At 68.3% G+C, this 10,471-nt stretch carries 12 protein-coding genes; 8 read left to right on the top strand and 4 right to left on the bottom strand.

Translation table 11 applies throughout. The features are described 5' to 3' along the window. The first annotated feature begins 50 nt into the window (after positions 1-50). The gene (locus ACTICP_RS07325) at positions 51-947 is read left to right on the top strand and encodes an alpha/beta fold hydrolase (protein WP_441890963.1); all 897 of its coding nucleotides are present in this window, start codon (positions 51-53) and stop codon (positions 945-947) included. On the opposite strand, the gene ACTICP_RS07320 is transcribed toward ACTICP_RS07325, so the two are convergent. Further along, positions 919-1,392, bottom strand: a complete 474-nt coding sequence (locus ACTICP_RS07320; RefSeq protein ID WP_441890961.1) for an Lrp/AsnC family transcriptional regulator — start codon at positions 1,390-1,392, stop codon at positions 919-921. The genes ACTICP_RS07325 and ACTICP_RS07320 overlap by 29 nt on opposite strands. Positions 1,393-1,561: 169 nt before the next feature. Between ACTICP_RS07320 and pdhA the strand changes: the two genes are divergently transcribed. From pdhA to ACTICP_RS07305, 3 genes are read left to right on the top strand one after another with little or no spacing between them, the layout of a single operon-like run. Continuing rightward, on the top strand, positions 1,562-2,674 hold the full coding sequence (gene pdhA / locus ACTICP_RS07315; RefSeq protein ID WP_441890959.1) for a pyruvate dehydrogenase (acetyl-transferring) E1 component subunit alpha: 1,113 nt from the start codon (positions 1,562-1,564) through the stop codon (positions 2,672-2,674). Position 2,675: 1 nt separating this feature from the next. Beyond that, a complete protein-coding gene (locus ACTICP_RS07310; protein WP_441890957.1) occupies positions 2,676-3,686 on the top strand; it encodes an alpha-ketoacid dehydrogenase subunit beta in 1,011 nt (336 codons plus the stop codon). Then, on the top strand, positions 3,683-5,065 hold the full coding sequence (locus ACTICP_RS07305) for a dihydrolipoamide acetyltransferase family protein (protein ID WP_441890955.1): 1,383 nt from the start codon (positions 3,683-3,685) through the stop codon (positions 5,063-5,065). Before ACTICP_RS07310 ends, ACTICP_RS07305 begins: the two co-directional genes overlap by 4 nt. A gap of 13 nt (positions 5,066-5,078) precedes the next feature. Here ACTICP_RS07305 and ACTICP_RS07300 read toward each other — a convergent pair whose 3' ends face one another. Next, positions 5,079-5,666, bottom strand: a complete 588-nt coding sequence (locus tag ACTICP_RS07300) for a TetR/AcrR family transcriptional regulator (RefSeq protein ID WP_441890953.1) — start codon at positions 5,664-5,666, stop codon at positions 5,079-5,081. A gap of 96 nt (positions 5,667-5,762) precedes the next feature. Here ACTICP_RS07300 and ACTICP_RS07295 point away from each other — a divergent pair, with 96 nt between their 5' ends. Genes ACTICP_RS07295 through ACTICP_RS07285 form a run of 3 tightly spaced genes read left to right on the top strand, consistent with a single transcriptional unit; the run spans position 5,763 to position 8,187 of the window. Beyond that, positions 5,763-6,911: an acyl-CoA dehydrogenase family protein gene (locus tag ACTICP_RS07295; protein WP_441890976.1), complete on the top strand. Its 1,149-nt coding sequence runs from the start codon at positions 5,763-5,765 to the stop codon at positions 6,909-6,911. Further along, complete coding sequence (locus ACTICP_RS07290; RefSeq protein WP_441890951.1) at positions 6,908-7,381, top strand: MaoC family dehydratase; 474 nt, start codon at positions 6,908-6,910, stop codon at positions 7,379-7,381. The genes ACTICP_RS07295 and ACTICP_RS07290 overlap by 4 nt, the downstream gene beginning before the upstream one ends. After that, on the top strand, positions 7,381-8,187 hold the full coding sequence (locus ACTICP_RS07285; RefSeq protein ID WP_441890949.1) for an HpcH/HpaI aldolase/citrate lyase family protein: 807 nt from the start codon (positions 7,381-7,383) through the stop codon (positions 8,185-8,187). The genes ACTICP_RS07290 and ACTICP_RS07285 overlap by 1 nt, the downstream gene beginning before the upstream one ends. On the opposite strand, the gene ACTICP_RS07280 is transcribed toward ACTICP_RS07285, so the two are convergent. After that, the gene (locus ACTICP_RS07280) at positions 8,184-8,768 is read right to left on the bottom strand and encodes a histidine phosphatase family protein (RefSeq protein WP_441890947.1); all 585 of its coding nucleotides are present in this window, start codon (positions 8,766-8,768) and stop codon (positions 8,184-8,186) included. The genes ACTICP_RS07285 and ACTICP_RS07280 overlap by 4 nt on opposite strands. Beyond that, positions 8,768-9,604, bottom strand: coding sequence for a Sir2 family NAD-dependent protein deacetylase (locus tag ACTICP_RS07275; protein WP_441890945.1), 837 nt, complete (start codon positions 9,602-9,604; stop codon positions 8,768-8,770). Before ACTICP_RS07275 ends, ACTICP_RS07280 begins: the two co-directional genes overlap by 1 nt. A gap of 65 nt (positions 9,605-9,669) precedes the next feature. Here ACTICP_RS07275 and ACTICP_RS07270 point away from each other — a divergent pair, with 65 nt between their 5' ends. Next, positions 9,670-10,470 (top strand): TrmH family RNA methyltransferase, encoded by an 801-nt coding sequence (locus ACTICP_RS07270; protein ID WP_441890943.1) that lies wholly within the window; start codon positions 9,670-9,672, stop codon positions 10,468-10,470. The last annotated feature ends 1 nt before the right edge of the window (position 10,471 follow it).

Here is a 10,471-nt window from a genome sequence, read left to right as displayed (position 1 = left end):
TAGGGACGACCTCCGACATCGCCGGTGAGGCACGCCCGTAGACTTGAGCCATGCCCGTCTCGTCGCCGTATGCCGCTCGTCTCGGCCGCATCCCGATAGAGCGTCACGAGGTCGAGGTCCGGGGCGGACGCACCGCCTACTGGGTCTACGGGCCCGAGAATGCGACGACCGTGATCGCCGTGCACGGCTTCCGCGGCGAGCACCATGGTCTCGAACCCGTGCTCGCCTATCTGCCCGAACTGCGCGTCATCGCGCCCGACCTGCCCGGGTTCGGCGAGACCGCCCCGCTACCGGGGCGCACGCACGACCTCGACGAGTATGCGCAGTGGCTGCGCGAGTTCGCAGCGGCCGTCGCGCCCGGCGCCGTCATCCTCGGCCACTCATTTGGGTCGATCGTTGCCTCAGCGGCTGTCGCCGGCGGTCTCGAAACCCCGCGGCTCATCCTCATCAACCCCATCGGCGCACCCGCGCTGGAGGGGCCGAAGGGCATCCTGACGAAACTGGCCGTGCTCTACTACGGGCTGGGGGCGAAGCTGCCCGCCGCAATCGGCACGGCGTTGCTGCGCAACAGGCTGATCGTGCGGGGGATGAGCGTCACGATGGCGAAGACACGCGATCTGGAACTGCGACGGTTCATCCACGACCAGCACGACACCTACTTCTCCGACTTCGCCGATCGCGACGTGCTGCGCGACGCATTCGTCGCGAGCGTCTCGCACGACGTGCGCACCTTCGCCCCTGAGATCGACGTCCCGACACTGCTTGTCGCCGCCCAGCAGGACGACATCACCCCGATCGAGGCTGAGCGTCGTCTGGCGACGCTGTTCCCCGATGCCGAACTCGTCGAGATCGCCCGGGTCGGGCATCTCATCCACTACGAGACTCCCGCCGAGGCGGCCGGCGCTATTCGCCGCTTCCTCAGGGTTCCCGTCGCGCGAGGCCGATGAGACCGGCTACCCGGTAGGGGATGACCTCGCCCATCGCCAACGAGGTCTCGGTCCGTTCCACGCCCTCGATCGAGAGGATTCGCGCGTCGGTGTCGAAGAGGTGACGTGCGTCACGGCACGCCACTCGCGCGAGCAGGTCGATCGAGCCGCTCAGGCCGTGCACCTGCAGAACTTCGGGAATGCGAGCGAGCTCGGCTGTGATCCGGGGCAGTTCGGTCTGTCGCAGCCCGATGCTGACGAAGGCCTGCAGGGGGAACCCCAGCACCTCGGGTGAGAAGGAGCGCTCGTACGACAGGAAGACTCCAGTCTGCTCCAAACGGGCCATCCGGGCCTGGATGGTGTTGCGTGAGAGCCCGAGTCGTTCGGCGAGCGCGACGACGGTCGTACGGGGGTCTTCGGAGAGGGCACTCAGCAGTTCGAGATCTACACGATCAAGCGTCGACATAGTGCCAAACCATAGCAGGTTCAATCGCTGCGAACTGCGCAACATGCTCAAGATGAGCGCGAATGCTTGAGCGTGCTGATCAGCGGACGTACCCTCGAGGTAACCGATGAAGACGTCGGTGCACGGCGTGAACGCCCCCACGAAGGGCACACACGACAGGAGGACGCAGATGTCACCGCAGACCACTCCGATCGCAGACACGGCGCAGGATCTCGAACTCGCGGAGCGGCTTCTCGCTCCCGACGGGACACGCCTGGGCAATCCTGATCTCGACCCGCTCGTCTCCGACGTCGACCCAGCGCAACTGCGCGCACTGCATCGCGACATGGTGATCCTCCGTCGCATCGACGCCGAGGGCGTCGCACTGCAGCGGCAGGGCCAACTGGGCTTGTGGGCGCCGTGCAACGGTCAGGAGGCCGCTCAGATCGGCACCGCCCGCGCGCTCGATCCCATCGACTTCGTGTTCCCGAGTTACCGCGAGACCGGCGTCATCTACGCCCGCGGTGCCGAGCCCGGCGACTTCGTGCGCGTCTGGCGCGGCGAAGAGGGAGCTCCGTACGACCCGATGCAGATGCGGATGGCTCCGCTGCAGATCATCATCGGCGCCCAGACGCTGCATGCCGTCGGCTACGCGATGGGCATCAAACACGAGAAGGCGCCCGAGGTCGCCGTGACCTACTTCGGCGACGGGGCGACCAGCCAGGGCGACGTCAACGAGGCCATGGTCTTCGCCGCGTCGTACAAGGCGCCTGTCGTCTTCGTCTGCCAGAACAATCACTGGGCGATCTCCGAGCCGGTCGCCGTACAGTCGCAGTTCCCGATCTCGGGGCGGGCTCCCGGCTTCGGCATCCCGAGCATGCGCGTGGACGGCAACGACGTGCTCGCCTGCATGGCTGCGATGCGGTGGGCGCTCGCACACGCACGCGCCGGCAAGGGGCCGGCGTTCATCGAGGCGGTGACCTATCGGATGGGCCCGCACACGACCTCCGACGACCCGACCCGGTACCGCGACCCCGCCGAGCTGGACGCCTGGAAGACTCGCGACCCGATCGCCCGCGTCGAGGCGTACCTGCGCGGACTCGGCGAGATCGATGACGAGCAGATCGCCGCCGCGCACGCGGATGCCGACCGGATGGCTCGCGAGATGCGCGCCGCCTGCCTCGGCATGGTGACGCGCGAACCGCTCGCCGTATTCGACAGCGTGTATGCGGAGCCGCACAGCGGCCTCGCCCGGGAGCGCGACGAGTACGCGGCCTACCTCGCGACGTTCGAGGAGGCCTGAGATGACCCAGCTCACACTCGGCAAGGCCCTGAACGCGGGACTTCACCAGGCTATGAAGGACGATGACAAGGTCATCATCATGGGCGAGGACATCGGCAAGCTCGGCGGCGTCTTCCGCATCACCGACGGGTTGCTCGACGAGTTCGGGGCGGCTCGCGTCATCGACACGCCACTTGCGGAGTCGGGCATCGTCGGCACGGCCGTTGGGCTCGCGTACCGCGGGTACCGCCCAGTCGTCGAGATCCAGTTCGACGGCTTCGTGTACCCCGCGTTCGACCAGATCGTCGCGCAGGTCGCCAAGCTGCACTACCGCACGCAGGGCCGGGTGAAGATGCCGATCACGATCCGCATCCCCTGGGCCGGCGGCATCGGTGCGGCCGAGCATCACTCCGAATCGCCGGAGGCGTACTTCGTGCACACGGCGGGACTCCGGGTGATCGCCGTGTCGAACCCACAGGACGCCTACCGCTGTCTTCAGCAGGCGATCGCGTCCGACGATCCGGTGATCTTCTTCGAGCCCAAACGCCTGTACCACCACAAGGGTGAGGTCGATCTGGACGCGTCGCTGGCCGACGCCCCGCCGATGGGGCTTGCTCACGTCGTACACGAAGGCACGGATGCCACGGTCATCACCTACGGTGCAATGGTCTCCACCGCACTGGACGCCGCATCCGCCGCCGCGGACGAGGGGCTGTCGCTCGAGGTCATCGACCTGCGATCGATCTCACCGGTCGACTACGACTCGGTCGCAGCCTCCGTGCGCCGCACCGGTCGTGTCGTCGTGGCGCACGAGGCCTCGCGGGAGGCCGGAGTCGCCGCCGAGGTGATCGCCAGCATCACCGAACGCTGCTTCGAGTACCTCGAGGCGGCACCGGTGCGGGTCACCGGGCACGACGTGCCGTATCCGCCCGCGAAGCTGGAGAAGTTCCACCTGCCCGATCTCGACCGGATCCTGGATGCCGTCGACCGCGTCCTCGACCGGCCGAACAGCCTGACGGGAGCAGAGTCATGATCCAGGAATTCCATCTGCCGGACCTCGGCGAAGGACTCGCCGACGCGGAGATCGTGCAATGGCTGGTCGCCCCGGGCGACACGGTGACGCTCAACCAGACGCTCGCCGAGGTCGAGACCGCCAAAGCGGTGGTCGAGCTCCCGTCGCCATACGACGGCACGGTCGAAACGCTCCACGCCCAGGCGGGCGATACGGTCGACGTCGGCGCACCGCTGATCGCCTTCGCGGTCGAGTCGTCGTCACCGGCGGATGCCGCGCCCGCCGACGCCGCGGGGGAGCAGAAGACGGAGGGGGCGGAGGAGAAGACCCCGCCGAACCTCGTCGGCTACGGTGCCGCACCATCGAACAAGGCGCGCCCGAAACGACGCGCGCGCCGCGCCGTGTCCGGTGCTCCCGCGGCGGACACTGCCGTGCTGGAGGCCGCCCCGCACGACGCGCTCCCGGAGGCCCCGGCCTCCACCCGGACGGGCGAGCGCCCCCGCTCGACACCGCCGGTGCGCGCATATGCGAAGCGCCTGGGCATCGACATCGTGCTGGTCGCGGCGGAGGTCGGTGACCGCGTGATCACGCGCGACGACATCGACTCGTACGCTGAGCGCGTCGGCGGCCGCACCGAGTCCGCCTCGGCGCCCCGGCGGCCGAAGCCGCTGCAGCCGGGAATCTTCGATGACACTCCCGAGCGAGAGACCCGCATCCCGATCCGGGGGGTGCGCAAGCACACGGCGGCCGCTATGGTGCAGAGTGCCTTCACGGCGCCGCACGTGACGACATTCCACACCGTCGACGTCACCGCGACCATGGACCTCATCGAGAGCCTGCGTGCGGATCGCTCGCTCGCCGATCACCGGATCGGGCCGCTCGTCATCGTCGCGAAGGCTGTCTGCCTGGCACTGAGTCGTACGCCGGGTCTGAACTCCCGATGGGACGAGGAAGCCGGCGAGATCGTCCAGCCGCACTACGTCGACCTCGGCATCGCCGCGGCGACCGAGCGGGGCCTCATCGTGCCGAACATCCGGGACGCGGAGCGGATGACGGTACCGCAGCTCGCGGATGCTGTAACCGCCCTCACGCAGACGGCTCGGTCAGGCAAAACCTCGCCGGCCGAGCTCGCCGGCGGCACGTTCTCGATCACCAACATCGGCGTCTTCGGCATCGATGCCGGTACCCCGATACTGCCGCCCGGGCAATCGGGCATCCTCGCTGTCGGTGCCGTTCGATCGATGCCGTGGGAGCACCGCGGTGAGATCGCGCTGCGCCAGGTGATGACGCTGAGCCTGTCATTCGACCATCGGATCGTCGACGGTGCCGAAGGGGCCCGGTTCGTGAAAGACGTCGCCGACATCCTGGAGGAGCCGGGGAGAGCGATGCTTCTGGGCTGACCGCTGACGACCCTCAGGCGATGAGCGCTGCGTGGGCCATCGCCGTGAGGATCTCGGCGGTGGCTCGCTTCGATCGCGACGCGCTGCGCGTGCTGTGCGGGGTGGAGTTGATGAGGCCGAAGCAGGCTTGCACGCGCAGTCGGAGTTCATCGGCCGGGGCATCGTGCAGCGGTGTGAGCGCGGAGATCCACAGGTCGATGTACGTGCGCTGCAGGTGACGCACCTCGGCGCGGTCCGCATCGGACAGGTGCGCAAGGTCGCGGTCGTGCACGCGGATGACGTCGGCGTTGCCGAGGGCGAAATCCACGTGGAAAGCGATCAGGGCTGCCATCCGCTCGTCCGCGCCGTCGGATTCCCCCGAGACACGTGTGCCGCCGTCGACGAGGTCTTCGCTGACCTTGACGAGCACGGCACCGAGCAGCGCCTGCTTGCCGGCGAAGTGCCGATACACGGCCGGGCCGGAGACCCCGACCGCCGCGCCGATCTCCTCCAGGCTCACACCCGGGTATCCACGCTCCGCGAACAGTCTAGCGGCCTCAGCGAGGAGGGCGTCCGCGCGCTCAGCCTTGGCGCGATCCCGCGCGGTGAGGGGGCTTGTCATTTCAGTTAACGCTCGCTAACCTAAATTGTCGGGTTAGTGAACAGTAACCGAAAACATGCGCTGGGTGCCACCGCGTGGATCGAGGAGGACGACGTCATGGCCGCAGAACTCACCGAAGAGGAACTCGAACTCAGCGCCATGGTGCGCGACTTCGCCGACACGGTCGTGGCCCCGCAGGCCTACGAGGCCGACCGGACGCACACGCTATCGATGGATGTCGTCGCTCGGATGGGGGAACTCGGACTGTTCGGCCTGCCCTTCCCGGAGCAGTACGGCGGACAGGGCGGCGACTACATGGCGCTCGGCCTCGCGATCGAAGCTCTGGGCCGCGTCGACCAATCGATCGCCATCACCCTCGAGGCGGGCGTGAGTCTGGGAGCCATGCCGATCTTCCGGTTCGGAAACGATGCGCAGCGCGAGGAGCTCCTGCCGGATCTCCTCTCCGGGCGCGCCCTGGCCGGATTCGGCCTCACTGAGCCGGAGGCCGGTAGCGACGCCGGTGCGACACGTACGAACGCGCGCCTCGACGGCGACGAATGGGTGATCGACGGCGCCAAACAGTTCATCACGAACTCCGGGACGCCGATCACCCGTTTCATCACGGTCACCGCTGTCACTGGGGAGAGCGAGGGCCGCAAGGAGATCTCGACGATCATCGTGCCGAACGGAACACCGGGCTTCACCGTTGAGGCGCCGTATGACAAGGTCGGGTGGCGCGCGTCGGACACGCACCCGCTCACCTTCGACGGCGTGCGCGTGCCGGCGGCCAACCTGCTCGGAGAGCGCGGAACGGGCTTCCGGAGCTTCCTCAGCATCCTCGATGAGGGGCGCATCGCGATCGCTGCGCTCGCAACCGGTGCCGCGGAGGGATGCCTCGAAGAGGCTGTGCAGTACGCGAAGAGCCGCACGGTTTTCGGGGCGGCCCTGAGCACCCGGCAGAACGCGCAGTTCACGCTTGCTCGCATGCGCGCCCGCGTGCACACCGCCCGACTCGCCTGGCACCATGCCGCCCGGCTGCGTGATGCGGGCAAACCGTTCGCCGAGGCCGCGGCGATCGCCAAACTCGTCGCCGGAGATGCGGCGATGGACAACGCCCGCGACGCCACCCAAATCTTCGGGGGCAACGGATTCATGAACGAGTTCGCGGTGGGACGGCACTATCGTGATTCGAAGATCCTCGAGATCGGCGAAGGCACGACCGAGGTGCAGTTGCTGGTGATCGCTCGTGGATTGGGACTGATGTGACGGATATCGTGCAGCGGGGGCTGTACTTCGAAGAGTTCGAGATCGGCGACCGATACCTGCATCGCCCCGGGCGCACGGCGACAGAGGCCGACAACGTGCTCTTCACGGCCCTCACCATGAACACGCAGGCTCTCCACCTGGATGCCGCATTCGCGCAGACCCAGGAATTCGGCCAGCGGCTGATGAACTCGATGTGGACTCTGTCGACGCTGGTGGGCGCCTCGGTCGCGCAGCTCACACAGGGCACGCTCGTCGCGCAGCTCGGCCTCAGCGACATCGCATTCCCGCATCCGCTTTTCGCCGGTGACACGCTCTACAGCGAGAGCGTGGTGACCGAGAAGCGCCTGTCGCACTCGCGCCCGGGTCAGGGTATTTGCACGGTTTCGCACACGGGGCGCAATCAGGATGACGTCGTCGTCGCGACGGCGACCCGCACAGTTCTCGTCCACTGCGCACCGAAGGAGAGCTGATGGTGTTCGACCTCGGTCCCGCGTTGCTGTTCTGCCCCGGCGACCGCCCGGAGCGCTTCGCCAAGGCGGCTGAGCGGGCCGATGCCGTGATCCTCGATCTCGAGGATGCGGTCGCCCCTGATGCGAAATCCGCCGCGCGGGCGCACGTCGCGGCATCCGACCTCGACCCGGCCCGCGTGATCGTTCGCGTCAATGCGCCGGACACGGCCGATTTCGCAGATGACCTCGCCATGCTCGCCGAATCGCCGTTCCGCACCGTGATGGTCGCGAAGGCGGAGGACACCGCTGCCCTCGACCGCTTCGACGAGTCCTACTCGCTGATCGCCCTGTGCGAGACGGCCCGCGGCGTGAGCGAAGCGGCCCGGATCGCCGCGCACGACCGTGTCGTCGCGCTGATGTGGGGTGCAGAGGACCTCGTCGCATCCCTCGGCGGCACCGCCAGCCGCCATGCCGACGGTCGCTATCGCGACGTGGCCCGTCTTGCGCGCTCGCGGGTGCTGCTCGAAGCGGCAGCGCACGGCAAGGCCGCCATCGATGCCGTCCACATCGACATCGAAGACACTTTGGGGCTCGCTGCGGAGGCCGAGGATGCTGCGGCATCCGGGTTCCGTGCGACGGCGTGCATTCATCCGGGACAGGTGGCGACGATCCGCGCGGCTTACGCACCGGACGCCGAGACGCTGGCCTGGGCTCGTGACGTGCTGGCCGCAGCAGAGGGGGAGCGGGGCGTTTTCCGGTTCTGCGGACAAATGGTCGATGAGCCGGTGCTGCGGCACGCGCGAGCGGTGGCGGAGCGCGGCGCTTAGGGGGCCACGGGCTCCAGAAGCCGGAGCAAGCCAGGTCCGGCCTCGAACCGGTGCAGGGAGCCGTTGCGCAGCACGTCGCCCTCACGGGGCAGCGAGCCGCTGGAGGCGTGGTGCAGCAGAGAGCGGATGACGCCGCCGTGCGTGACGACGATCACGGACTCGGCGGCCGGGGCTGAGCGGCGCCGCGACTCCCGGGCGATCTGGTCGAGCGCGCTCAGCGCGCGGTCGCGGACGACGTCGAGCGATTCCGCGCCGGTCGGGGCCGCATGCCAGTTCTCGAACTGCTGGAGATAGTCCTCGACCAGCATCCCCTCGCCCTCGCCGAACTCGCGCTCGCGCATGTCAGGGGCTGTCGCCGGGGCCGCGAGTCCGAGTCGGTCAGCGATGATTCGCGCCGTCTCGTGCGCGCGGACCAACGGGCTGGCGTAGATCGCGTGATGCGATCCTCCGCTGAGGAGCTCGCCTGCGGCCAGCGCATCCGCGCGTCCGGTCTCGTTCAGCGGAATGTCGGTGGAGCCCTGGATGCGGCGATCGAGGTTCCAGTCGGTTTGGCCGTGACGGACGAGGGTGATGAGGGGCACTACAGCAGCTCCTTGAGGGTCGGGAGCACATCGCCGGTGCCGCCGGTGAGCACGGCATGCGCCCACGGGTCGGCGCGCGTCGGCTCGCGATTGACGATGATCAGGGGGATGCCGCGGCGCCGGGCTCGCTCGACGAGGCGAACGCCCGAGTTCACGACAAGAGAAGAGCCGGCGACGATGAGAGCGTCGCTGCCGCGCAGCATCGACTCCGCCGCGCGGAAGCGGTCGGCCGGGACGAATTCGCCGAAGAAGACGACGTCGGGCTTGAGCATGCCCCCGCAGATCGTGCACGTGGGGACGATGAAGCCGTCGCTGCTTTCCGGGGCGACGTCGCCGTCCGGGTTCAGAACGATGTTCTCGGGGACAGTGATCCACGGATTGAGCTCTTCGATCTGCACGGCGATGTCACGACGGTCGAATACCTGACCGCAGTTCAAGCACAGCACGCGGCGCATGGTGCCGTGCACCTCGACGACGCGGGCGCTGCCGGCTCGCAGGTGCAGTCCATCCACGTTCTGGGTGATGACGCCGGAAACGACCCCGTCGCGTTCCATCTCGGCCAGCGCGAGGTGCGCAGAGTTCGGCTGGGCGGAGGCGAAGGCGCGCCAACCGAGGTGTCCGCCGATCCAATAGCGGCGCCGCGCCGTCTCATCGGCCAGGTATCGCTGACCGGTCATCGGGTCGGCGCGGGTCCGTGCCCCCTCGCCGCGGTAAGCGGGGATGCCGGAATCCGTCGAGATGCCGGCACCGGTGAGGACGGCGATGCTGCGGCCGCGGAGGAGATCTGCGGATCTCTCGATGCCAGCAGCCAGCTCGGCATTGATCGTCACGCTCACGGAACCTCCCCGACGAGTCTACGGTGCGTCGTGGCAGCGCGGGGTGTGGTGGCAGAGTTGTCGGCATGCACATCGAGCACGTCGACGACGCATCGGACCCGCGGCTCGCGGACTATCGGAACCTGACCGACACGGCGCTCCGCCGCGTGCAGGAGCCGCGGGGCGGGCTCTACATAGCCGAATCCTCGAAGGTGATCGAGCGTGCCGTCGCGGCGGGGCACGTACCGCGGTCGGTGCTCGCGCAGGAACGATGGGTACCCGGCCTCGAGAGAGTTCTCGAAGATCGCGACGCACCGATCTACGTCGTGTCCGACAGCGTTGCCGAACAGGTGACAGGCTACGCCGTGCATCGCGGAGCGCTGGCGTCGATGCACCGGCCGGAGCTTCCGGTGCTGGGCGCGGTGCTGCGTGAGGCACGGCTGGTGCTCGTGCTGGAAGATCTCATCGAGCACACGAATGTGGGCGCAGCGTTCCGCGCGGCGGCGGGACTCGGCGCCGATGCCGTGCTGGTCACCTCACGGTGCGCCGATCCGCTGTACCGCCGCAGCGTGAAGGTCAGTATGGGCACGGTCTTTCAGGTGCCCTGGACACGCATCGACAACTGGGGAACGGGTGTCGAAGAGGTGCGGGCCGCGGGATTCGAACTGACGGCGCTGGCACTGAGCGACGACGCCGTCCCGCTCGACGTATACGCAGCGGCGCGGCCGGAGAAGGTCGCGCTCCTGCTCGGCACAGAGGGCGGAGGGCTCTCCGACACAGCGCTGGATGCTGCGGATGCCGTCGTCACGATCCCGATGCGCGGGGGAGTGGACTCCCTCAATGTCGCCTCCGCGGCGGCCGTGGCGCTCTGGGCGCTGTCGACCTGAC

The organism is Microbacterium sp. (assembly GCF_052102115.1).
GTDB lineage: Bacteria > Actinomycetota > Actinomycetes > Actinomycetales > Microbacteriaceae > Microbacterium.
The sequence above is the reverse complement of the archived record's forward strand: the minus strand, read 5'-3'. Positions and strand labels throughout refer to the sequence as shown.

Coding starts and splice junctions, on each gene's coding strand:
- ACTICP_RS07325 (WP_441890963.1), top strand. CDS start 51: ATGCCCGTCTCGTCGCCGTATGCCGCTCGTCTCGGCCGCATCCCGATA.
- ACTICP_RS07320 (WP_441890961.1), bottom strand. CDS start 1,392: ATGTCGACGCTTGATCGTGTAGATCTCGAACTGCTGAGTGCCCTCTCC.
- pdhA (WP_441890959.1), top strand. CDS start 1,562: ATGTCACCGCAGACCACTCCGATCGCAGACACGGCGCAGGATCTCGAA.
- ACTICP_RS07310 (WP_441890957.1), top strand. CDS start 2,676: ATGACCCAGCTCACACTCGGCAAGGCCCTGAACGCGGGACTTCACCAG.
- ACTICP_RS07305 (WP_441890955.1), top strand. CDS start 3,683: ATGATCCAGGAATTCCATCTGCCGGACCTCGGCGAAGGACTCGCCGAC.
- ACTICP_RS07300 (WP_441890953.1), bottom strand. CDS start 5,666: ATGACAAGCCCCCTCACCGCGCGGGATCGCGCCAAGGCTGAGCGCGCG.
- ACTICP_RS07295 (WP_441890976.1), top strand. CDS start 5,763: ATGGCCGCAGAACTCACCGAAGAGGAACTCGAACTCAGCGCCATGGTG.
- ACTICP_RS07285 (WP_441890949.1), top strand. CDS start 7,381: ATGGTGTTCGACCTCGGTCCCGCGTTGCTGTTCTGCCCCGGCGACCGC.
- ACTICP_RS07270 (WP_441890943.1), top strand. CDS start 9,670: ATGCACATCGAGCACGTCGACGACGCATCGGACCCGCGGCTCGCGGAC.